The sequence below is a fragment of the Barnesiella sp. B2-R-119 genome (assembly GCF_023656675.1).
Classification (GTDB): domain Bacteria; phylum Bacteroidota; class Bacteroidia; order Bacteroidales; family Barnesiellaceae; genus Barnesiella; species Barnesiella intestinihominis.
The window spans coordinates 140,379-163,827 of record NZ_JAMOKL010000006.1 but is presented as its reverse complement, the minus strand read 5'-3'; the positions used below and the strand labels follow the sequence as shown (position 1 = coordinate 163,827).

The following is a 23,449-nucleotide window of genomic DNA, read 5'->3' as shown; positions in this document are numbered from 1 at the left end:
TTCTTATTTAACAATACCCTTTTCCAGATATTCAGCCAAGTTCATGCGAATCTCGTCTCCGGCTCTCTCGACCGCCACTTTCGCCATGTCGGCATCGACCATAATCTTCACCAATTCTTCAAAAGAGGTCTTCATGGGATTCCACCCCAACTCTTTCTTCGCTTTCGTCGGGTCACCCCACAAATTCACCACATCGGTAGGACGATAAAAATCAGGAGAGACCTCGACAATGATCTTTCCGGTCGCCCGATCTATTCCCTTTTCATTCTCCCCTTCGCCTACAAAATCCAATTCTATACCTACATGATGGAATGCCAACTGACAAAACTCCCGTACCGAATGCTGTACACCGGTGGCAATCACAAAATCCTCCGGTTTATCATTCTGTAAAATGAGCCACATGCACTCTACATAATCCTTGGCATATCCCCAATCTCGCAACGACGAAAGATTTCCCAAATAGAGCTTCTCTTGTTTCCCTTGTGCAATACGAGCGGCGGCCAATGTAATCTTACGAGTCACGAAAGTCTCCCCCCGACGTTCCGATTCATGGTTAAACAAGATACCCGAACAGCAGAACATATTATAAGCCTCACGATACTCTTTGACAATCCAAAATCCATAGAGCTTGGCCACTGCATAAGGGCTGTACGGGTGGAATGGAGTCTGTTCGTTTTGTGGAACTTGTTCTACCTTACCATACAACTCCGACGTCGAAGCCTGATAAATGCGACAAGTTTCGGCCAAACCACATTGGCGGACGGCTTCAAGAATGCGAAGCACACCGGTGGCATCTACATCGGCTGTAAATTCCGGGGCATCGAATGACACTTGTACATGGCTTTGAGCTGCCAAATTATATATTTCATCGGGCCTTACTTTCCCGACCACCTGAATCAGACTCATCGAGTCTCCTAAATCGGCATAATGCAAATGGAAATGAGGCCGACCTTCCAAATGGGCTATACGTTCACGGTAGTCTACCGAAGACCGACGGATCGTTCCGTGCACTTCATAGCCCTTTTCCAATAAAAATTCTGCAAGAAATGACCCATCTTGCCCGGTAATACCGGTAATTAGCGCTGTTTTCATAACTGTATTTATTCGCTTTTATTGATTATTTCATCTATTTATAATGTCACCATAAAAATATGGCCGAATGCAAAAAACGAGCTTATTCGAGTTCCTTACCGAAGTAACTCCTTCATTTTACAAATATACGGAAAGGTGAGTGCAAAGGCAAACGGAAATCACATTTCCGAATGGACTATACCGATATTCTACAAATATAGGGAAAGTCGAAAGCAAAAAAGTTAAGCTCGCTTAGGCTTTTTGATAAAACACATCTTATATTCCATAAATATAACAAAAGACAAATGTAGTATCAAATTTTCAAATTCGGCTCTACCGGCCTACTTCCTCGAATCAATCACTCGGTTTTTCCCGCCAATTTTTTACGTTTTCGCTTGCGATTCCACTCTTGATAAAGCAATTTAGGCAGAGATTCCACAATCATCGAGCAACGCCCTATTTGCTTTTTCGGTTCGCAATAAATTCGGTGCAAAAATTCCAAATGAGCCCGCACCATCCAATAAGGAGCCCTGTTCACATCGGTTCCGCTATAAAATTTGAATGCCGCTCCCACTGCGATCATCACCCCTCGTTTCAAATAGGGTTTCAATTTGCTCATAAATATCTCTTGCTTGGGAGCACCCAATGCAATCCAAATAATTTCGGCGCCATCTTTTTCCAACATCTCGGCAATAGCCGGATAGTCAAACTCTTCAACTCTCTTATAAGGTAATGAGTAAAACCACATGTTTGCAATTCGTGGATCTATCTCCGACAAGTTATTTTGCAGCCCGTTTAAAGTCGCTTGCGTCGTTCCAAGAAAAGCCATTTTATATCGCTTCATATGGACAATATCCATAAAAATCTCGCTTCCGCAATACTGGTGACGTTCTATGCCATAAATCCATCGCAAATACAAGGGTACATAACCACTGTCACAAATAGAGAACATAGCTCCATCTACAACCTGTCTGTAATCCGGGTCCCGGTTTACCGTACTTAAAATAACCCCGTCCGAGACACATATATATCCCGGCTTCCCCAATAACAACGCTTCGTCGATAGCCTGTAAAACGGCTCGTTTATCAAACTCATACCTGATATTGAAATAATTCTCCATAAAAATTGATATATAAAGTGACTGTCGGAACTCCCCTATCCCGACTATAAAACAATCTTACCCGCTTGTTTGATTTCAGACCGAGCCCATCGATGACTTATTTACCCGGTTTGTAAATGTATTACTCTACTTGAAATATAATCCTTCGTTATTCCCTATCTACTCCACCGTTCCGAATCTTTTTCACACCATTCTCCCCTCCCAAACACGGGAATCACAGAAGCAGAGAAATATTTACTGAAATACAATCTACGACAATATGCCTCTTGCTTACGATTCAAAAGTCCCGGCTTCTCGTAATTTCACTAAGAAGAAAATAGAAAAAATTAAAACTGTACAAATTTTTACATCAACCTTTTCACCAAACAGAATGTACCCTCTTTCACCCAAGCCAATAAGAATGAGCCAATAAACAATATGGGAACAATAACAAAGAAATAGATCCCAAATTGCGACTGATTCACAAAATAGTGTTCCATGAAATAGGGATAAACCATTGCGTCGAACAGATAACAACATAGATACATATCGAGAGACAAAAGCGAAATCTTTGTCAAACTTTTACGCAATACCGGTAATTTGAAATCGGTCTGATAAAACAGCAGAAAAAATGCCATAGCAATAACCGTTCCAAATACACCCCACGGGCCTCCCGCAATTTGAATAAGCGTATGATTATGTACGAACAATGAATTAAATACAGGATTTATCAGGCACAATAACAAAATCACAATCCACAACTTCCAACTTTCAAACCGTGGTTTATACTCATGAATATAAGAGCCGGCAAAGAAAAATGTCAACGGATAGCACGAAGCCCAGAATCCGGGAACCAAATGTAGTCCATACCGATTCAACAAATCGGGCAATGCCGTCATCACATACAATGTCAATATCAAAACCTGTTTCTGCCACCGAGTAGGTATTGCTTTATACAACATATTCAAGAACGGTGTCAAGAGGAACAATCCTATCCACATCTCGATATACCATGCATATGGTATAGCCGAAAAATCGAATATCTTCAAAATCCATTTTGCCCAAGTCAAATCCTCTTGTAAATAATATTTACGAAACAAAATCGTAAGGAGCGAAAACAGAAAATAAGAAGCCAGTACCCGAATACAGCCTTTATAATACCGTTTCGATACCGTTTTATTGATATTCAAATAACCGGTCAACAGAAGAAATAACGGAACTCCCGTCATAAATAACGGAATGGACATTGCCTGCAAAAACATCGAAAAACCTCCAAAATCTGTATTTTTAAATGGAGTATTCAAAACAAAAAAATGGCCTGCTATCACAAATAATATCGCACAGCTTCGAACTAAATCCAGCCCTATTATTCGATTTTGGCACGATTTTTGCCCCCCCCTAAATTGTTCTTGCATAATTGTTCCATATTAATTTTTGAAATAGATTATCCCATTTTTGATAAATTACTTCCGACGAATATTCCCGTTTCAGTTTCTCGAAAGCCTTCTCACCCAATCGGGCAATCTCGTCGGGACGGTTCCACAACGATACCACTTTTCGCTCCAAATCATCTAGATTATTAGGCTCGAACAAGTCTCCTATCGCCTGCTCTCCCCGACCGATAATCTCGGTAAAACCACCATGAGCCGGCCCAATAGTAGGTTTGCCGTAGCAAGCAGCTTCGAGAATAGCCATAGGGAACCCTTCGTACCACTTACTCGCCATAACGAAAAAAGCAGACTCCCTATAAAATCGAGATAAAGACTCACCCGATAAATATCCAACTAATTCACAATTAGACGGTAAATCTTCAACAAGTCCTTTATCCCTCACTTCCCCTGCCAACTTAAACAATATATAAGGATTCCGACGAGCTATTTCTAAAATTAAATCAACTCCTTTTTCTCTACTGATACGTCCACAAAAAGCTATATATTTACCGACTTCGTTTTCATATAACTTCGGCATAGGTAAAAAATTAGGGATAACTACTATTTTCTCCGAATCATATCCAGCAGCGATCAACTTCTGCCGTTGAAAATCGGTAATGCAAGCAAACGCAGCTACATTCTTTCGATAAGCCCCAGTCCAACGGGCATATACATTGCGAAGGGTATATCCAATCGATTTTAATCGACTACATTCGCAATTATATCGCACACAACTCCACTCATTACTTCGCGCCAAACACGCTTCACACGGCAAACCATCACGCATAAACAATCCCGTGGGACAAATCAATCGGAAATTATGTATAGTCATAACGATCGGAACTCCAGCCTTTTTACACTCGAAAAGTGCAGCCGGACTGATAAACGGATACAGATTGTGCACATTCACAATATCGGGACGTTCCCGTCGCAAGGCTTCCCGCATCCCCCGTACTCCGGACGGCGAATAAATCCCTGACAAAAATCCCTTTATCTTCCCAACGGCCGATTCTCTCACGCCCTCAGTTGTCCGGCGATAAAACGCCACCTCATGACCGTGAGACGTAAGCATATCTGCCATCTTATCGACAACAGCCTCCTCCCCGCTATACTTCCCGTAGTTATTATGAACAATTAAAACTTTCATTTATAGTCTCCATCCTCCTATTTCTTTCAATTCTCGTGCTGGAATTCCTCCTATAATTCTATTTGAAATCAAATAAGATCTATTTAAGAGCGAATTAGAAGCTATTACACAATTATCAGGTATAACCGTTCCTTTTAAAAGGGTACAATTAGCAGCAACCCAGACTTTATCTCCAATTACAATCGGTTGCATATTAATATATTCCGTACCATTTCTATCCCAAACGATATGAGCATCACTATCCATAACCAACGTGTTCCAACTAAATTGAACATCATTGCCTATTGAAATACTTTGGCTACATACTATACTTGTCGTACCTGATATTGCAAAATTTTTTCCGATAGTCAAGATACCACTTTTTACGCATATCAAAGCCCCCCTACCGATATGAGCGTCCCCTGTAAAAATAAGTTGTCCTCTTTTCCGAATATCTATAATCGTATGAACAGAATAAATATCAACCGAATCAGCCAAATGATAACCAAGTCGGACTAATCCAATAGAACATTTCCCCTTCAATTTTATTCCACCTCTATGTAAATTCCTAATTCTAACATTATTAGCAATCCAAATTGGTAAACAAACAGCTTCACGAAACGGTAAATACCTGAAATTAAACCAAATTGAGCGTGGTAAAGTCAATAATCTATTTAATACATAACTAAATGACATACCTTAATATATTTATGATTAATATCGATTTATAATATATGCCCTCAACTTAGATGGTAACAACATAAGGAAAAAGAAAAATATTACTTTCAAATTTAAAACATTATATTTTAATGCAAGAAAAACCTCCTTCATAACTTCCATAGTTTCTCCACACCTTACAGCAACAGATGCTCTCATCTTATGCCAATGAGATATATATTGTTTTAATGCTTTCTTATCCGGATATCTATCTAACAATTTTACCAATTCTTTACCGACTGGATCCCCTACATCTTGTCGACGAGGTGGCAAATTAGATAAAATATATCCTTCTCCCATATTATAAATTGCTAATGGACGAGTTGAATACGCTATATTCGTTTCCACCGCCAATCTTGCCCACGTTAATAAATCTTCACCCGACTTTATACCAACAGGAAAGCCTCCTATGCTTTTTAAGACTTGTTTATCTACAGCTACACTTATTGAACATATAGGAGGATGAGAATATGTTGCGACCTTAAAATAATTAGTCAATATACCAGATTCTTCAAAAAATGGTATCTTTCGCAATGTTATTGGAAGTAAATTTCCATTCCAAGAATTAAAATATGATGTAGCCCAAACTTTACAATTAAAATATATTTTTTTTAATTGCAAAATAGTTTGTAAAAACTCTGGCATCCATTCATCGTCAGCATCAAGAAACGCAATCAATTCACCATTAGCTTCCTCGATCCCCCGATTTCGAGCAGCAGAAACACCTGCATTAGATTGCTGAATTAACAGAACACGAGGGTCATCAAATTTTTTGACTTCCATTACACTGTTATCAGTCGAACCATCATCGACAATAACAATTTCAAAATCTTGAAAAGTTTGCGCAAAAACCGACTGTAAAGTATGAGCTATCTGCTTTTCTTTATTATATAAAGGTATAACTATGGATATCATAAACTATCGACCTCCTGAAATAATATGATATACTTTTGGTATTCTCATTCTAAAAAATTTACCAATAATAAGGCAAATAAAAATAGTAATTAACGGTGCAAAAAAATAAATTATTAAGATCATAGAAGATGAATTACTTATACTCAACAATATTTTTTTTATTCCAGTCAACAAAGGTTCATGAGCCACATAAATGAAAAAAGAATAAGTAGAAATTTCTTGTAATTTTTTTATACGATTTAAATAAGAATATACGCCATCATATGAATACCATACAACTATTATTCCTAATAAAATACCCAAACAATGATATGAATAACCAAGTTTATAATAAGCCAACACACCACAAAAAACGACCCATGCACAGACTAATAGATAATACACAAAAGGGCACAAATGATTTGCTTCTAAACAGTCCTTATATCTCAACGCAATATATGCACCAACTGTGAAAAAGAAAATAGACTCTATATTGACGAAATACTGTATTCCATTAATCCATAAAAAGAATAAGCCTAACAAAAAGATGATTCTTATATGTTTTATTCCCCAATAAATAACCGGACTAAAAATAACCAAAATAAATAAATCTCGCAAAAACCACAACTGATATGTCCCTACCGGTTGTATAAAAATAGCATATAAGATTTCTTGTATATCATAATTCGCAATCAAATCTTTCAAGGGAAAAGAAGAGTCCGGTAAAATTTGTTGCATTACATACACAGAAACGATACCAAAAATACTCCAAAACAAATATGGGATTAATAATGTATATATCCGTTTTTGAATCTTCTTTTGAAAAAATGGAATCAACGGCTTTGAAAAATTCTGAAAAAATAGATAACCTGATATGGCGAAAAAAAGAGGCACTGCAATCCGTGTTAATTCTCCTGTAACAAACTGCTGTACCCACAATACATATCCCGAAGAAATAGATATCAGTTGTCCATGTAAAAAGACAACCAATACCATAGAAAAAAAAGATAAAATCCTAATTTTTTCACTAAGATAAGCTGTCATATTTCGCTAAATCGATAAACTTCAAAAAAAATCCTATAAATATAAAAGGATTGATCAATGATGTCATCGAATGAGAGACCACATTATCAAATCCCATAGAGAAAGCAACACCTGCCATACTCGATACAGCCATAATTCCACTAACTTTAATCCATGGATCAACACCTCTCCAAGAGTATATAAAAACCTTACAAATGACACACAAATAGAATAAAGCCAATAACACAATACCTATAATACCATTATCACACAATATTTGTACATAATCACTATGCAACAGTGCTATGGTATGTTCTTTCTGAGCGCGATCTTTTATAAAATGAGTCGTTGTTCCCAATCCTGAACCAATTATAGGATTCGGTTCATAAAACTTATTCATTACCAACTCCCATAAAAACTCTCGACCAGACGTTTGGATATTATCCATACTCAAAGCACCACCTTGAACAATATCAGTAGCATCAACTGTCCCTGCATTTTTACCGAAGAATTTTTCATTAACACTTGGAACATACAAAACGATACTTACAAATAAAATTCCTGTAACTATAATATATGGAATAGATTTCAATTTATATCGAAAGAATACAAAAAATGTACCGACCAATGCCATTCCCCCTAAACCGGTTCGTACCACTTCCAATATAGTCGATAATAACAACCACAAGGCTCCCCATAAATAAATTTTACGCCTTGTTATCCAATATAATATAAAAAATACCACGAATATAGAAGTAAAGTAATCGGCCAACCCTGCATATGTTAAGAACATTGCTCCAAAAGGAGAAAAATATAACCACGGCATAAATACAGCACTCACACCTCCTGCGATAAGAGCATAAACACCAGATGTTTTAGCTACGGATTTTGAAAAATAATATAAATCATATTTCCCCCCTATAGCACTATAACCTAACCATAAAGATAATAAAGGAATAGAATATTTAATTAATAGCATCACTGAATCATACCGTGATTCTGAATAGGAAGTAGAAATAATCAACCACAAAAAAAATAGTAAATAAGTACCCACTATTACATCTATCTTAATTCTAATTTTCCCTAAAATTAAAAGATAAATTAAAGCTAAAAAATAAACACCATATTTGATCAATGAAAATTGCCCCAAAAAGAAAGGAGCCGTACAAACCACAAAAATCAAAAAATACATATTTCGATTGATGCGATACAAGTAATCTCTATTCTCTGGAAATTTAAGTAGTCTATATTTATCAAATTTAGGTGTAAATATCCAAATGGATATAAACACGAAAACTATCAAAGCTAATAAATTCAAAAAAAGACTCATATCAACCGCCTATACAAATCATTAAACAATTGAGAATAGCGTTCGAAACTATACCTACGAACATACCGTATCGCTTCTGATGAATATTTTTGCAACAACTCAGGAGTAGCAATCAGCGATATGATTTTATTTGCCATATCGTCAATTGAACCAGCCTCGTGCAACAGTCCGACTTCTCCATTTTGAACAACTTCGGGCAATCCTCCCGTTCGAGAAGCGACCACCACACAACCGTTAGCCATAGCCTCGATAGCCGTCAGTCCAAACCCTTCACTACGGGAGGGCATCAGTACGATATCCATGCGGCGATACCACTCCGTCAATCTCTCCTGCGGTTGACGACCTACCCACTCGACATATTCGGTACAATCGAACTCTTGTGCCTGTCGTTGCATTTTCGTCCGCAAAGAACCGTCACCCACAATCACCAATAGGATATCGGGACATCGCTTTTTCACCTGTGCAAACGCCGGAACAACCAAATCCATACCCTTAATCTCTTCCAATCGGCTGACAACCCCTATCGTGATTGGACGAGAAAAGCTCCTATTCTCACTCACAATTGAAAAGCCGGGAGGCAACGCGTTATAAATCGTAAAATGGTTACGTTTGTTCAAAGGAGTATTCTCATTATACAATCGAGACGCCCCAAAGAAAGATCGCTCGGCCAACTCGGTAATACATGTAAACGCCCGCACACAATGTCGTTGAATAAAATGTATCAATCGCAAACTGGGGTATATATCGGCAGCCGTATGTGCCGTGGCAATAATCTGCCGTACTCCTAACCATCGTAGCAACAGGATAGGAATAGCCCCCGGCGCCATATATTGCACATGAGCTACATCGGGCTTATACAACTTCAATACCCTGCGTAATCCTTTGTATAAAAAAAGTATTCCCCGCCAACCATTCACTCGCGTTCCGGTAGGACTCAGACAAACCACCTCGCTACCGACTTTTCGAAATCGAACGACCATATCATCGCTATATTCAAAATAGCATGTCGTCACTACCCGATGTCCTCCGGCAACAAGCGCCTGTACGAGATTCAACGTCTGAATCTCCGTTCCCCCGGTTAATAAACAAGGTATGCAAATGAGGATAGTCATAACTTACAAGTGCAACTTTTGTTTAATTTTATTCTTATAATAACAAACTGTCGGATTCAAATCTTTCAAATTAATATTTATAAAACATCGTGTTCTCAACAAATCCCGAATCCACGACCACAAAGATAATTCACCATTTTTCACGTAAAGAAAATCCAAAGAATAATTCATCATATAAATCCTGTGGACTTTATTCTTCTCCATTTTCATGTCCGGGTTCAGATATAATGCATGTAAATTCGCACCTGCTGCAGTCGCCACATAAGCCAAGCCTTCGTTTCGAAAATTCACTTCCATAAAATAATTCTTATTATCTCTATGAAGAAATTCCACACTAAACGGCCCATAATAATTAACTTGCTCCAAAAATTTCTCTACACAGTCCACATCAATATCAAAATCCTCCATCGGCCGAAACTGCCCATAAGCCCCTGCACCGATTAAACGAGGATAATGTCTAATCTTCCTCACTCCTCCTGCCACATACATCTCCTTATCGGTTCTCACACCAATACAATCGATCTCGTACTCTTTATCGATAAACTCTTGAAGAATAAAATCGGCACAATGACTTTCAATTGCTAACGCAGCCTCTACCTCTACCTTACTCCGGCAGATATGAATATCGCCTTTTTCACCTTGCGTACTATTAAGAGGTTTTAAAAGGATAGGATAATCAAAATCGACATTATCTATATTCTCCGTTCGATGGAATTTAATCGATTTTGGAACTGTCAAGCCACATTTTTCAGCCAACTTACATTGCTCATCTTTATTAAATAATTTACCGATCTGTTTTCCTCGTGCGGGAGTACGAAAGAAAGGAGATAATACCGGTTCCTTCTTATCGATAAAAACTGCCGCTTCGTCAAAACTACAAATTATATACTGTTCCCAATCCTCATCTTTCAACCGTTCCAATATGGACATGCACTCCTCTATCTTACAAATACGATATACCTTACTCTTTTTAAGATATTTGCTTTCTGCGACAAAACAGGTATCTTCATCGCATTTGAGGATTAACGTTTGCGCTACATTTGCCTCTCCCAAACTACGAACGATGCTTAATGTATTATTGGTCGAATCCCCTATAATAATAGCTTGCTGTCCTATCTCTCCCATTATCGTTCCCTAAAATATAGTTCTCCCCTCCAACGATTTGCCCCAACAAAAACCTTAGGTAAAACACCCGACCAAGGACGGCCACAAGGCGCTACCGGTTGTATATAGGCATCAATCGCTCTATTTTTAGCAGTATGATCCTGTCTATTCATTTTCAATACACAAGCATTTTTCCAATCGATATTCCATGTATTATAATACCAAAACCACACGCAATATTCATACAATTCCACGCACGAGTCCTCTCCTATCAATTTCTTCACTATGTCACCCGCAGCCAAGTGGTCGTTCCACCCTTCTCCCTTATGGGGAATAAAAATAGCCTTCGGTCGAAGTTTGTCGATCAAGGTTCTCAATTTACAGGTCTCCGGACAATCGAATGAAATTTCACCATCGGGATAATCAAGAAAATGAAGATGATTCAATGGCAGCCCCAATATACCGGCAGCCGTTCGTGATAAAGCTCGCCTAGATTCTATCAATTCTTTTTCATCGATACTGCAACAACCACTATGACTTTTACCTCCACCAGATAATATGACGACATCTACCGGCTTCTCTTCTTTTAACGATCTTTGTATCAGTCCCGAGCAGCCCAAAACTTCATCATCGGGATGCGGTGCAATGATTAATATCCTTTCTTTTATAGGTAACCGACGCTTGCCACAAGAAAGGATACGAATTATCTGAATCCTTATTCGACGAATAAAATTTTTCACGAAAGTAAAGTTTTATAAAGTTCTACGACTCTTCGAGCAGAAAAATTTTGATATAACTCATTTGTATTATATTCTTCAAAAAGTTTCTTTTGTTTCCAACTTTGGTATAGCTTTAATAAAGCTGATTTAATCGATCGATAATCTTCATTATCAGCAGCAATCCCCCCCCCATAACAAGATAGCATTTCTTTTGCAAAACCATCTTTCGGAGAAACTGCTAAAATCGGTCTGTTCAATTGTGCATAATCGGTAAATTTACTAGGGAAGAATATCCCTTTTTCCATCTTAGCCTCCAACAGGACAAACACATGATAAAACTGCATCTTTCTCAATGCTTCCAAATAAGGGAAGCCACCTATAAAAGAGACATAACCATTTAATGCATATTTTTCTATCAATTGTTGAGTATAATCATTAATATGTCCCATAATCTCTAACTTCATAGACGTATATCCCTCATCTATCAATTCCCGAATAGCCTTAAACATCAACTCGGGGTTTCTCTCCGAAGACAAATTTCCCGAATGACACATATACAATTTATCATCTTTCAGTAATATCGGTGCTTGATGATACAAACTGTCCGGCATTGCTATATGCGGTATTACAACATTCCGTTTATCTTTCAATAAAGGGTAGTTATCCTGAAAATGTTCCAATAGCCAACTTGATGGGAATGTATTGATTGCTGCATGACATAAACATAATTTATTATACCTATCCCGTAAACGATATGCCTTCTTTGAGAAATGATGAGTGTACGGCTCTGGCCAAATCGTCGAAGCCGGATCATTCCAATTCGCAATCCATTTTATACCTACTTTTTTTGAAAACTTATACCCTACGATATGAGGAATATCACTAGGTGAACGTGTAATTACCACATCATAATGATTTTTTCGATGTAATTCTAATGCTTTTTGATAAGCTCTCCTTGCCCAACGGATACCATCGACAGGAAATCCCCCCATCATAATACTCGATTTCAGCAAATCATACAATCGGCTTAATTTTCCACCTATAAAATAAGAGATCTCATAAGTATGCTCTTTCAATGGCAACCATGGTTCTTGCCATTCTGTACTATAAGTCGGTCCATTATCTTTCTTAGAAATAACATCTACATGCCAACCTGCTTCTTGTAAAGCATAAACGAGCTTAGCATTACACAAATTTTCAGAGAATGTATAAGGTAAATAACCAGAGGCGATAAATAAAATTTTCATAGGCTATTTCAATAATTCGACTATTCGTTCACATGCTTTTCCATCGCCATAAGGATTTACGGCTTCACTCATCGTTTTGTAGTACAAAGGATCGTCTATCAACCGCGATACTTCGCCCACAATTTTGTCGTAATCGGTTCCCACCAATTTCACCGTCCCTGCCTCCAAAGCCTCGGGACGCTCGGTCGTATCGCGCATGACTAATACCGGTTTGCCCAATCCCGGAGCCTCCTCCTGTATACCTCCGCTATCGGTCAATACGATGGTCGACTTCTCCATTAAATAAACGAACGACAGATATTCCAACGGTTCAATAAAATACATATTGTCATACGAACGACCATCAAAGGCTTCGTGAATGGGTTTGCGCACATTGGGATTCAAGTGCATGGGATAGACAAAATCAACCTCGGGGTATTGCTCTACCAATGTTTTTATGGCTTTACATATCCGTATGAATCCATCTCCGAAATTCTCTCTTCGGTGACCGGTTATCAGCACTAATTTCTTCCCCTGCGATAGTCGGTTCACATCATATCCGCTATGTAAAAGTTCTTCACTTAATGTTTGGGACAAAGCTCCATCGCTTTTTATTCGGTCAACGACCCAATAGAGCGCATCGATGACCGTATTGCCGGTAACATGTATATGGGCAGGCTCTACCCCTTCATTTAAAAGATTTTGCCGGCTCAACGGAGTCGGAGCAAAATGATAGGTAGCGATTCGGCCCGTTAACTGGCGGTTAATCTCTTCGGGCCATGGGCTGTATATATTGTGCGTGCGCAGCCCGGCCTCGACATGTCCCACCGGTATTTGTTGATAAAACGCCGCCAATGCCGCCGCCATAGAGGTGGTCGTATCGCCATGAACCAACACCACATCGGGTGAAACGGCCTTCAATACATCGCGCAATCCTACCAACACCCGGGCGGTCACATCATACAAGTCCTGCCCCTGTTTCATGATATTCAAATCATAATCGGGCTTTATCTCAAAAATCTGCAAGACTTGATCCAACATTTCCCTATGCTGCCCTGTCACACAGACTACCGTTTTATAATCATCGGAATATCGTTGAAATTCTTTTACCAACGGCGCCATCTTAATGGCCTCCGGCCGTGTCCCAAATATCAATAATATCGTTTTCATAATAAATATCCTTATCCGATTAAAAATCTACCAACCTTTGTTTTGAGCAATAACCAAGTTAAAAGATAAGAAATTATCAAAGATAGCAAGAAAAAGCCGAATGGGAATAATATGGTATGTTCTCCCGCCCATCTTTCTAACGGAAATAACCGTTGTGCCGTAGATGATATGAGATACATCTGTATCCAATTGTGGAATATATAAATACCATAACTATAATTACCAAATGAAATTATTGGTTGTGCCCATGTTTGTTTTTCCCAATTCACTCGATTGCATAAATACCATAGCGATATAATCATACAAACTTGGGCTATTATATTATACCAATATACATCGGCATACTCCGTAGGTTTATAAATCGTGATAAATAAATAAATAAATATAAGTATATATACCAACTTATACTTAGCGATATTCGATATAATCACATCTTTATGACAATAAACCACCATACCCAAATAGAACCAACAGAACCAAATTGTAATATTATGAGTACCTAAAATGCGCGGTATGAAACTCGGGAATAAAGATAAAACGAAACTCACAAAAAGAATTATTATTTGCAAATACGATTTTATCGCATATTTATCTATTAAATATGCCACAATAAAGCACCAAAATAACATAGGCAAAAACCATAAATGCCAATATGATCCATAAAGAAGCACAAGTGGGTGGAAATTATTGGTTGTAGCCATCATTATTAGCCCAAAAACGAAATATGGCAATAATACCCGTTTCGCTTTATTCTTCACTAAATCCACAAAATTGGGGTACTTCCCTCTCTGACGTAGAAATGCAAACAAATAACCCGAAACAAAAACGAACATAGGCATCGCTATATTTATAAAGACACACTGGTTCAATGTAAAATACATCTGATAATATGTATCTTTCAATGCCGGGAAATGTGCTGCAGCATACATCATGCCATAAGCATGAAAAGCAACAACAAATACAATTGAAATAGCCCGAAGAAAAACAATATCAGACAAAAAATTTTTATTTTGCATATATTATCTCTTTTATATCATTATAAATTTTAGATGATACAGCACAGACTTGATTAAATAAAGATTCACCGATTTGATCTATTTCTAGTTCTATATTATCAAATTTTCTTATTAATGATTTACTTGAAAGTTCTTTATCAATGATGCAATACTGAGGAATTGAAAATTGTTTCATAAATTCCTCCGTTTTAGGATGGTAAGCTATACCTATCAGAGGAGTTCCAGTAGCAAGTGCAAAAATTGTTGAATGAGTTTTATGCCCAACAAAAATTTGACATTTTGAAACCTCTTGCAAATGTACATCTGTCGGTAAATCTTTATCTATAAAATCACAATACGTCTTATTATCAACTCTTTTTATAATATCCAATATAACAGGTCTATCGTCTGGTAAAGATCCTTTTAATTCCATAGGGAAAAATCGGACTGAATAACCTTTTTTAATTACATAATTTGCAAATAATGAAAAACACTCTATATACGATTCTCTATTTTCTTCTTTAAGCTGTGTACTATAAATCGCTATTCCTATCCTTTTTTCTCTCTCACTAGGATATTTATAACTCTTAAATAAAGAATTCAAACTTAAAACCGATTCATAAGTATCTTTTATTTTAGCATCCGGTATACCTAATTGAACTAAATATTGTCGAGCTCTATTTTCTCTTACATATAAAGAGGTACATTCTTGTAAAATTTTTTGCGTAAGTATTCTATTCCTTATATTGAAGAAAACAAATGGTCCGAAAGATTGTGAAAAACAACTTAACTTTTTCCCAACAGAAAGAATCGCCATCGCATCAAAATTTATTGAGGAAACTAAATCCCTCGATAAAATTGTTGTAAAATGATGTCCCCCAACGCTTATAATAACATCTGCTGCTTTTATACGTTTATAAAATATTGGATTAATTAAAAATCGAGTCACTAACCACGAACAATGATGCAAATAGCATTCCCGCATAACAGTAAATGTATATTTCTTTATTCGATTAATGCTATTCCAATACCATCGAGCCTTAACAATATTTTTATAATCCCACGCAGACGGTATAAACTCAATTTGTTGTTCTTTATAATATCCATATCCGGTCCATAATTCTGGGGAAGATGTAGACACACTGATATTTATCGAATTATCTACCGATTTTATCATGGAACACATTGCAAACAAAACAGCACGATCTCCTTTGTTCCCCGCATATTGATGTATTAATAGAATATTCATTTTATATCCTTTCTTGTAGGTATTTGATAACGATATAAAGGATATCCAATAACTGCACAAAACACAATAATACAGTCATCTGGAATCGATAATAATTTCCTTAATTGTAAATTTTCCTGAATATTTTTTTGAGCCCAAGATAAAATAGTTCCTGATAACCCAAATGTTTCTGCTGCTAAAAAAATATTTTGAGCCCCTAAACTTACATCAACAAAAGGTAAATACATCTCCGAAGGCCACACATATCCACGACAATTTGCAGTAAAAGCCCAAAACGTCGGAACAAAATCACTAAATCCTGTTCCTCCTTTACAACACATTAAACATTCTTTAGCCCAAATAGGATCATTGGTGACAAATAGCTGTATTGGCTGTTTATTGCAACTACTTGCAGCCCAATTTACAACTTCTTTCAATTTTATTATAATATCTTCTGTAACTAGTTGCTCTTTAAATGCCCTATTAGACCGTCTCAGTTTTATTAACGAGACTAAATCTTCATAACTAATTTTCGATGTTATTTCTTTTCCTCGAAATGGTTTAAAAGATTTAGGTTCTTCTTGAAGCATTTCATATTTCTTTAACTTTGATTGTGCCCATATACATGTAGCATCGTTACTATATTTTGTGGTCGATAATCTTTCTATTAAAGACTTCAACATTTCGTATATATTTTTACTATGTCCAGCTTCAACATCACTTCTGTGTAATCCTTTATCTAAAATATGCGCATATTTACGCATCAAAAGGATATCTTTTTCTGGACTATCTTTCAACGATAAATCCATATAAGTTTCAGCATCTTTTATGATTGTTTTATAATAAGATGGGACTATTATAAATCCATTTGCTACCAATTTATAATATTTAAATGGTAATAATTTTCGCAATATTTTCCCTACTAAAGATTTCATTTTTTCTTATTTATAAATCTACATACAAATTTTCTCATTCCTGGCGTAAAAACATATAACAAGACCAAACAACTCAAAGTGTATATTGGCACGAGTATGATAGTATAAAATATCCATGATACAAAGGACTGGGAGGGCTCTATATCGAGTATTGGAATTAAAATTATCTCTATCATAACCCAAGGAATAAAAATCAACACTATATATTTTACCCAGTTTCCCCAATAATAGAATACACTTTCTTTAAATCCACAATGATACAAGAAATAAGGTTTCCAAATTCCTACAATTAATATTTGACTTACAATTCCACCCATCAATACACCAGGTAGTCCATATAACTTACCACAAATAATCGCTGTCCCAAGATTTAATACAATCTCTGCAATAGGGGCCCAAATATCTCGAAACAAACCATACCCATACAAAAATTGCATAACTCCCCCTCGAGTATAGCTTATAAAAATACTGATTACTATTAAAACAAGAATTATATGATCCAATATATACTCTTTACCCAACCACAAGACAATAAATGGATCTATCAGATGATAAATAGAGAAACAAATTATACCTGCAATAAAATAACGAGCGCTAAGCAATTCCCAAAATACAGACTTTATCTTACTCTTATTCCCTTCTGCTATTAAATTCCCAATTCCAGCTCCTGTACTTTCTAAAAATGTATTTACAAAAACAGCTAGCTTATCTGTTATTATTGTATAGTTTCCATAAAAAGCCACAATTTTTAGATTCACAAATGTATATATTAAGAAGGGGGTCGTTTGCCATTGTACTATACCACTAATTTTTTGTATAAAAAGCTGCTTGGTGTACTTCATCACCTCGGGATATTTTTTGAAAAGGTGCTTGCCTTGACGTACTTCACTACGAAGCCACGGGTAGACTTGATTGATTTTCCAATTCAATATGAAAGAATAAATGATGCCAAAAGTTAATTCAATGGCAACCCACAGGTAGTAACTGCCGGTATAGTAGGCCGAAGCCATTTGAATGAGAACCTTTATAATATTTGCTGTTTGGAAATAGGCGGTAACCACATAATTTTTTTGGTCGGCTCCCAAAAGCGTTTGTTTGTAGTTGGCAAAATAACCGATTAACGAGGAGGCCAAAAACGAGAAATAGGCAAAAAAGATAACTCCCATCTCAAACTCCGTATTGGGAAATATCAACGGAAGAAAGCAAGCCAGTACAATGCCTGCACCCAAGATAATAAAACCTATCCAACGATAGAGATAACCGAACACAGAGATAATCTCGTTGATCTTTCCTTCATCGTGCTCGAATAGGGGCTTATAAAGCACATAACCTATGGCGCTTCCTATCCCCAATTCTGCCAAATTAAGGAATCCGAGCAGGTTTTGCAACGTGCCGGTGAGTCCCACAAAATCAGCTCCCAGCGTATCGAGAAATATCTTCCGGGAGAAGAACGAGAGAATAAGAGTCAGGAAATAGAATATGAGATTGACCCTTGCATTCAACAATGATTTTTTGACCCGCGATTCTTGTTGAGGCATATAATATAAAGATATTCTATTTTTATTATTACCGGAAGAAAGACTTAACCATTTTCCTCTGAAACCATCGTTTCTTCCAGCATCTCCACTGTCTTGGATTTACATCGACGCAGGAGCAGTTTTATTTTCAATTCTATTTTACAAATCCACGCTTAAACTATTGTTTTCCCTCTATCTCATCATGGGTAATAAGCAATAGCATTAAAGTACCAACAGGATTCAAAGCAAGAGGTAAAAGACAGATAAATTTACCCCCTAAAAATCCGTCCTATTCTATGAGCAATTTTATAGATGACATTACGTTTTTTCTTTCTTCCATGTTCCACTCCATAGCCGTAACCGTATCCATAACCATAGCCGTAACCGTATCCATACTTTTTGCTCTCCATTTCGACACCATTGATGACAACCGTAAGGTTCTTGAATTTATTCTCCCGGTAGAGTTTTTCCAATTCCGGCAAATAACGGCGATCCAACATTCCGTTACGGATTACATAGACCGTAAGATCGGCTACCCGACCGATGATAGAAGAATCGGCTACGACTAATGCCGGCACGCAATCCAATATAATATAATCGTATTGTTTCTTCAACTCTTCCACCAAAACGGGTAATCGATCGCTCATCAACAATTCCGAAGGATTGGGAGGTACAATACCGGCCGAGATGATATCGAACATCGTATGAATGTTACTGGACTGAACGAGCTCGGACACACTGTTGTTTTTCCCGGAAAGCCAAGTCGACACACCGTTTTTCGTAGTCAGATCCAATGTTTTACTCAATGTGCGTTTTCTCAAATCCATATCGAGCAAAACCACTTTTTTATTGGTCATAGCCAATGTTACGGCAAAATTGCGGGAAACGAAACTTTTTCCCTCTCCCGGCATAGTAGACGTAAACATAACGACCCGTGCCTGAGGAGCGACGAAATCCATATTGGAACGTAATAACCTGAAAGACTCGGCCACACTGCTGGTCTTATTCTCTTCCACGACAATGGCATGTTCTCCATCTCGGTCTTTCATCAATGGGATTTCGCCCAATATAGGCATCGACGTATAATCCTCAATATCTTTACGCCCCCTCACACCGGTGTTCCACAATAATCGCAAAAGCTGTATCGCCAACGGTATAATGAGTCCCACGATAAAGGCTCCCATCAATAACATTCTGCGAGCCGGGGCAACGGGCGCCGACGAACCGAAGGGTGACTCGATCACCCGTATATTGGCCTCGGTAATAGCCAACTGCAAAGCATTTTCTTCCCGTTTATTCAGCAAGAATGTATACAACGACTCTTTAATACTTTGCTGACGTATAATGCCCAAAGCCTTTTTCTCTTGTTGTGGTACCGACTCGATACGATCGAGTGTCTGCGACTCGACCTCCCGGGCCTTTCTCAATTTTAGTTTCAGTGTAGACAGATAACTATCCATCGAGGCTGTAAGATTGACTCTTACAGCGGCTAAATTATTGTCTAAATCTTTTACCAAAGGGTTATTCTCACCCGAGTTGGCGGCTAATCTTTCTCTCTGTAACAGAATCTCGTTATAGGTCGTTATCTGATTTTGCAAGCCACTATCCCCCACGCCTGACACATTGGGTATCAACTGCTTACTATGTTCATTATCGGTCAAATAACGTTCTACCGCCCGGGCGATGGCATACTCGGTTTCCAGCTGCACCAATTCGTCTCTCATCTTACTGCTTTCGCTCATAAATTGAGTGGCCGCTGCATCTATACTGACAATGCGATTCTTTTGTTTGAAATCGGTCAATTCATTCTCTACGTCGCCCAACTCTTTACTGATAATTTCGACTCGTTCATTAATAAATTTAGCCGTACTGGTCGCAATGCGGTTTTTATCTTCGATAATCGTTTCCCGATAAACATCGATCAAAGCGTTCAATATAGCCTCGGCACGTGAGATATTCGAGTCCACGCAGTTTATTTGTACCAATGTCGTACGTTCTCCGGCCAAAGAGGTCGAAATAAACGAATGATAAATATTTGCCGCAGTATTCAAGTCTATACGAGATACTTCGACCGGTACATTATAATAGGCCGATATTTTATCGGGAATATCCTCTACAATAAATCGACCGGCTGCGGAAATTATAGTATCACCGAACAAAAACTCTTGGCCTTCGTTGTCACTTTTCTTCGTACCTATTTTGAGTTGATTCAGTAAAAAACGATTCCCATTTAAGGGCTTAATTTCCATAGAAACCGGAGCCGTATAAGCATCTAAGAAATTCACCCGGATAGGCGACTCGGCATACAACTGATCATAATGCAACCAATTTTTTACCTGATAAGTGACGTCCAAATGTAAGCGTCCGACAACTTCACGCATTAATTGATGCGACTGCAAAATATAGATTTCATTCTCGACTCCGCTACCCGATATGCCCCCATTTAATTCAAGAACAGCCGACATATCGTTTCCCGATTTGTTTTCGCTCTTCACTAACATTACCGCGCTTCTCTTGTATAACGGTGTTTGCATAGCTAAATAAAACCATGCGACCGACATACATATAACGACCGATAGCACAATCCAATACCAATTATCGAATACCAACTCGACAATATCCCGCAGGGTTACCCCTCCTTCATTTTTCTTATCGTTCTTAGTTTCTTGAATGAGCTCCATATAGAGATGTTACTTATCTTTTAACACAATAATCATAGACACAATAGACAGCACCGATGCTACAAGAGATATAATACTACTACCGGCAGAAATAAACGACAAGGTCGAGCTACCTTTCACTCCTATCGATTTATTAGGCTGCACATAGATTACATCGTTTTGCTTTAAATAATAACAAGGTGATTCCAATACTTTTTCGCCCGAAGTTAAATCTACGGTATAAGTTTTTCGTTGATCTCCGTCCTCGCGTATTACCAATATATTATCCCGTTTTCCCGAGGGAGTCAAGTCACCTGCCATAGTCAAGGCTTCGAGAAGCGTAATACGGTCTCCCGATATAGTTTGCACACCGGGACTGTTTACTTCACCCATTACCGAAACCTTAAATCCCTTTATCTGTACATTCACCACAGGATCTTTTACATATTCCCCCTCGATGAGCTTGTTCTCGACGGCATCGGCCAACTCTCTTCTCGATAATCCACCGGCCTGCATCTCACCCAAAATAGGAACTTCTATTTTTCCGTCCTTATCGACCCTTAAACCAACAGTTTCCTGTATCGTGGTCGATGCCCCCGTACTACCTAATACCTGACTATTGCTGAATATTTCCAGCAACTCACCATCTTTACTACTCACTGTTATGAGTAACTGGTCGTCCGGGACAATCTTTAATTCATAGTCTTGTACTATGGTTTGAGGGGACTGCTCCAAGCCATCGGCTCCCTGCAAATAAACCATTTTCTTAGAAGGCACGCATGATACCAAACCTACAAGTATCACAGCCAAGAGAATTTTCGGAATATATTTCATTTGTCTAAAATAACAATTTAACATATCAAGCCTTTGAACCAGCCACTTTCCTATTAATCTTTTTAGTAAGATAAAGTTGCATAATGGTCCAAATAAAAATGTCTAAAAATAATAATAAATTTATATTTATACGAGTCAATAACAACAAATTCATGGCTGCAAAGCCAGCAGAGATTAACAATATCGTAATCATAGCTGCTCGATGCGAAAATCCTAATGCTAAAAATTTATGATGAATATGATTTTTATCAGGACTGAAAATGTTTTTACCAAAACGTGCCCTATGCAAAATTACCCGAACAACATCAAATACCGGTGTAATCAGCAAAGAAAAAGCAACTACGATAGCATCGGGAACTCGATGTAACACTGCATTATCATACATACTGAACCGAATCGCCAAAATGCTCAATATAAAGCCAATAGTCAACGATCCGGTGTCACCCATAAAAATTTTTCTACCTCGGTTTGGATTTCCGAAAACATTATAATAGAAAAACGGGATAATTGTTCCCAAAGTTACGATAGCGAGAGCCGCATACAGCCATTCTCTCTGATAAATAAACAATATAGTAAAAAATAACAATGCTATTCCGCTCAATCCAGAAGCCAGTCCATCTATTCCGTCTATCAGATTTATAGCGTTAGTAATAAAAACAATAGTAAATACAGTAAACGGGAGTCCCACTACCGGAGGTAATTCGTAAATTCCGAAGATTCCATAAAGATTATTGATCCATAATCCCGAAGACACCAACAAAATGGCACAGAATATTTGAACAATAAATTTCTGACGATAGCGAACTCCGATCAAGTCATCGGTAATACCTGTCAAATACAACAGCAATAAACTACTCAACCCAAAAGATAGAACGGACGTATCACTCACTCCGATAATAGAGGGAAACAATTCCTCCCCGTAAATTCTATTCAGCCCTATCATCAAAGAAAGAGTAAAAATAACGGCAGGGAAAAACGAAACACCTCCCAGACGAGGTATTATACCCTTGTGTACTTTTCGTTCATCTGGCATATCGAATAAATGCTTTTTAAACGATATCAATAAAATTCTTGGAATAATAAAAATAGAAAATCCCAAACTAATAAAAAATGACAACAATAAAATCGAAATATAACCCATAAAATATTAGATTTAATTCATCATTTTCAATACTAATAAACCCAATTTTTTCAACATATTGACCCAATTCTATGCAAAAATATCTTTATCCACTAACGCCCCCTCTATGAAAGAAATC

General features: G+C 37.6%; 20 protein-coding genes. All 20 read right to left on the bottom strand.

All coding sequences use genetic code 11. The features are described from left to right. Nucleotides 1-3: 3 nt before the first annotated feature. The 20 genes from gmd to NBH06_RS11675 all read right to left on the bottom strand — a co-directional run bounded on the left by gmd (nt 4) and on the right by NBH06_RS11675 (nt 23,331). The gene (gene gmd / locus NBH06_RS11770) at nt 4-1,092 is read right to left on the bottom strand and encodes a GDP-mannose 4,6-dehydratase (protein WP_021892525.1); all 1,089 of its coding nucleotides are present in this window, start codon (nt 1,090-1,092) and stop codon (nt 4-6) included. Between the two features lie 337 nt (nt 1,093-1,429). Beyond that, nucleotides 1,430-2,191 (bottom strand): WecB/TagA/CpsF family glycosyltransferase, encoded by a 762-nt coding sequence (locus tag NBH06_RS11765; RefSeq protein WP_046412313.1) that lies wholly within the window; start codon nt 2,189-2,191, stop codon nt 1,430-1,432. A gap of 344 nt (nt 2,192-2,535) precedes the next feature. Continuing rightward, nucleotides 2,536-3,585: an acyltransferase gene (locus tag NBH06_RS11760; protein WP_250794509.1), complete on the bottom strand. Its 1,050-nt coding sequence runs from the start codon at nt 3,583-3,585 to the stop codon at nt 2,536-2,538. Further along, a complete protein-coding gene (locus tag NBH06_RS11755; RefSeq protein WP_250794506.1) occupies nt 3,569-4,747 on the bottom strand; it encodes a glycosyltransferase family 4 protein in 1,179 nt (392 codons plus the stop codon). Before NBH06_RS11755 ends, NBH06_RS11760 begins: the two co-directional genes overlap by 17 nt. Further along, on the bottom strand, nt 4,748-5,422 hold the full coding sequence (locus NBH06_RS11750; RefSeq protein WP_250794504.1) for an acyltransferase: 675 nt from the start codon (nt 5,420-5,422) through the stop codon (nt 4,748-4,750). Nucleotides 5,423-5,440: 18 nt separating this feature from the next. Next, entirely contained in the window at nt 5,441-6,358 is a 918-nt protein-coding gene (locus NBH06_RS11745) for a glycosyltransferase family 2 protein (protein ID WP_250794502.1), read from the bottom strand. A gap of 3 nt (nt 6,359-6,361) precedes the next feature. Further along, the gene (locus NBH06_RS11740; RefSeq protein WP_250794500.1) at nt 6,362-7,381 is read right to left on the bottom strand and encodes an acyltransferase family protein; all 1,020 of its coding nucleotides are present in this window, start codon (nt 7,379-7,381) and stop codon (nt 6,362-6,364) included. Beyond that, nucleotides 7,365-8,690, bottom strand: coding sequence for an O-antigen ligase family protein (locus tag NBH06_RS11735; RefSeq protein ID WP_250794499.1), 1,326 nt, complete (start codon nt 8,688-8,690; stop codon nt 7,365-7,367). Before NBH06_RS11735 ends, NBH06_RS11740 begins: the two co-directional genes overlap by 17 nt. Continuing rightward, nucleotides 8,687-9,802: a glycosyltransferase family 4 protein gene (locus NBH06_RS11730; protein ID WP_250794495.1), complete on the bottom strand. Its 1,116-nt coding sequence runs from the start codon at nt 9,800-9,802 to the stop codon at nt 8,687-8,689. Before NBH06_RS11730 ends, NBH06_RS11735 begins: the two co-directional genes overlap by 4 nt. A gap of 3 nt (nt 9,803-9,805) precedes the next feature. Next, nucleotides 9,806-10,927 (bottom strand): ATP-grasp domain-containing protein, encoded by a 1,122-nt coding sequence (locus NBH06_RS11725; protein ID WP_250794493.1) that lies wholly within the window; start codon nt 10,925-10,927, stop codon nt 9,806-9,808. Then, nucleotides 10,927-11,646 carry a PIG-L deacetylase family protein gene (locus NBH06_RS11720; protein WP_250794491.1) on the bottom strand — a complete coding sequence of 240 codons (720 nt, stop codon included), beginning with the start codon at nt 11,644-11,646 and terminating at the stop codon, nt 10,927-10,929. Before NBH06_RS11720 ends, NBH06_RS11725 begins: the two co-directional genes overlap by 1 nt. Then, nucleotides 11,643-12,872, bottom strand: coding sequence for a glycosyltransferase (locus NBH06_RS11715; protein ID WP_250794488.1), 1,230 nt, complete (start codon nt 12,870-12,872; stop codon nt 11,643-11,645). Before NBH06_RS11715 ends, NBH06_RS11720 begins: the two co-directional genes overlap by 4 nt. 3 nt (nt 12,873-12,875) lie before the next feature. Next, on the bottom strand, nt 12,876-14,021 hold the full coding sequence (wecB, locus tag NBH06_RS11710) for a non-hydrolyzing UDP-N-acetylglucosamine 2-epimerase (protein WP_195555143.1): 1,146 nt from the start codon (nt 14,019-14,021) through the stop codon (nt 12,876-12,878). A gap of 11 nt (nt 14,022-14,032) precedes the next feature. Further along, nucleotides 14,033-15,037, bottom strand: coding sequence for an acyltransferase family protein (locus tag NBH06_RS11705; RefSeq protein ID WP_250794487.1), 1,005 nt, complete (start codon nt 15,035-15,037; stop codon nt 14,033-14,035). Then, a complete protein-coding gene (locus NBH06_RS11700; RefSeq protein ID WP_250794486.1) occupies nt 15,027-16,265 on the bottom strand; it encodes a polysaccharide pyruvyl transferase family protein in 1,239 nt (412 codons plus the stop codon). The genes NBH06_RS11705 and NBH06_RS11700 overlap by 11 nt, the downstream gene beginning before the upstream one ends. Continuing rightward, a complete protein-coding gene (locus NBH06_RS11695) occupies nt 16,262-17,179 on the bottom strand; it encodes a nitroreductase family protein (RefSeq protein WP_250794485.1) in 918 nt (305 codons plus the stop codon). The genes NBH06_RS11700 and NBH06_RS11695 overlap by 4 nt, the downstream gene beginning before the upstream one ends. After that, entirely contained in the window at nt 17,176-18,717 is a 1,542-nt protein-coding gene (locus NBH06_RS11690) for a lipopolysaccharide biosynthesis protein (protein ID WP_250794484.1), read from the bottom strand. The genes NBH06_RS11695 and NBH06_RS11690 overlap by 4 nt, the downstream gene beginning before the upstream one ends. A 248-nt stretch (nt 18,718-18,965) precedes the next feature. Beyond that, the gene (locus NBH06_RS11685) at nt 18,966-21,377 is read right to left on the bottom strand and encodes a GumC family protein (RefSeq protein ID WP_250794483.1); all 2,412 of its coding nucleotides are present in this window, start codon (nt 21,375-21,377) and stop codon (nt 18,966-18,968) included. 9 nt (nt 21,378-21,386) lie between these two features. Beyond that, nucleotides 21,387-22,190, bottom strand: a complete 804-nt coding sequence (locus NBH06_RS11680) for a polysaccharide biosynthesis/export family protein (RefSeq protein WP_040296141.1) — start codon at nt 22,188-22,190, stop codon at nt 21,387-21,389. A gap of 25 nt (nt 22,191-22,215) precedes the next feature. Continuing rightward, nucleotides 22,216-23,331 carry an MraY family glycosyltransferase gene (locus NBH06_RS11675; protein ID WP_008862155.1) on the bottom strand — a complete coding sequence of 372 codons (1,116 nt, stop codon included), beginning with the start codon at nt 23,329-23,331 and terminating at the stop codon, nt 22,216-22,218. Nucleotides 23,332-23,449: the final 118 nt, after the last annotated feature.

What these genes read in the sequence shown, in the direction of transcription:
- NBH06_RS11705 (WP_250794487.1), bottom strand. Translation starts at nt 15,037, where the DNA reads ATGCAAAATAAAAATTTTTTGTCTGATATTGTTTTTCTTCGGGCTATT.
- NBH06_RS11695 (WP_250794485.1), bottom strand. Translation starts at nt 17,179, where the DNA reads ATGAAATCTTTAGTAGGGAAAATATTGCGAAAATTATTACCATTTAAA.
- NBH06_RS11745 (WP_250794502.1), bottom strand. Translation starts at nt 6,358, where the DNA reads ATGATATCCATAGTTATACCTTTATATAATAAAGAAAAGCAGATAGCT.
- NBH06_RS11750 (WP_250794504.1), bottom strand. Translation starts at nt 5,422, where the DNA reads ATGTCATTTAGTTATGTATTAAATAGATTATTGACTTTACCACGCTCA.
- NBH06_RS11715 (WP_250794488.1), bottom strand. Translation starts at nt 12,872, where the DNA reads ATGAAAATTTTATTTATCGCCTCTGGTTATTTACCTTATACATTCTCT.
- gmd (WP_021892525.1), bottom strand. Translation starts at nt 1,092, where the DNA reads ATGAAAACAGCGCTAATTACCGGTATTACCGGGCAAGATGGGTCATTT.
- NBH06_RS11735 (WP_250794499.1), bottom strand. Translation starts at nt 8,690, where the DNA reads ATGAGTCTTTTTTTGAATTTATTAGCTTTGATAGTTTTCGTGTTTATA.
- NBH06_RS11690 (WP_250794484.1), bottom strand. Translation starts at nt 18,717, where the DNA reads ATGCCTCAACAAGAATCGCGGGTCAAAAAATCATTGTTGAATGCAAGG.
- NBH06_RS11755 (WP_250794506.1), bottom strand. Translation starts at nt 4,747, where the DNA reads ATGAAAGTTTTAATTGTTCATAATAACTACGGGAAGTATAGCGGGGAG.
- NBH06_RS11685 (WP_250794483.1), bottom strand. Translation starts at nt 21,377, where the DNA reads ATGGAGCTCATTCAAGAAACTAAGAACGATAAGAAAAATGAAGGAGGG.
- NBH06_RS11675 (WP_008862155.1), bottom strand. Translation starts at nt 23,331, where the DNA reads ATGGGTTATATTTCGATTTTATTGTTGTCATTTTTTATTAGTTTGGGA.
- NBH06_RS11765 (WP_046412313.1), bottom strand. Translation starts at nt 2,191, where the DNA reads ATGGAGAATTATTTCAATATCAGGTATGAGTTTGATAAACGAGCCGTT.
- NBH06_RS11730 (WP_250794495.1), bottom strand. Translation starts at nt 9,802, where the DNA reads ATGACTATCCTCATTTGCATACCTTGTTTATTAACCGGGGGAACGGAG.
- NBH06_RS11740 (WP_250794500.1), bottom strand. Translation starts at nt 7,381, where the DNA reads ATGACAGCTTATCTTAGTGAAAAAATTAGGATTTTATCTTTTTTTTCT.
- NBH06_RS11725 (WP_250794493.1), bottom strand. Translation starts at nt 10,927, where the DNA reads ATGGGAGAGATAGGACAGCAAGCTATTATTATAGGGGATTCGACCAAT.
- wecB (WP_195555143.1), bottom strand. Translation starts at nt 14,021, where the DNA reads ATGAAAACGATATTATTGATATTTGGGACACGGCCGGAGGCCATTAAG.
- NBH06_RS11700 (WP_250794486.1), bottom strand. Translation starts at nt 16,265, where the DNA reads ATGAATATTCTATTAATACATCAATATGCGGGGAACAAAGGAGATCGT.
- NBH06_RS11680 (WP_040296141.1), bottom strand. Translation starts at nt 22,190, where the DNA reads ATGAAATATATTCCGAAAATTCTCTTGGCTGTGATACTTGTAGGTTTG.
- NBH06_RS11760 (WP_250794509.1), bottom strand. Translation starts at nt 3,585, where the DNA reads ATGCAAGAACAATTTAGGGGGGGGCAAAAATCGTGCCAAAATCGAATA.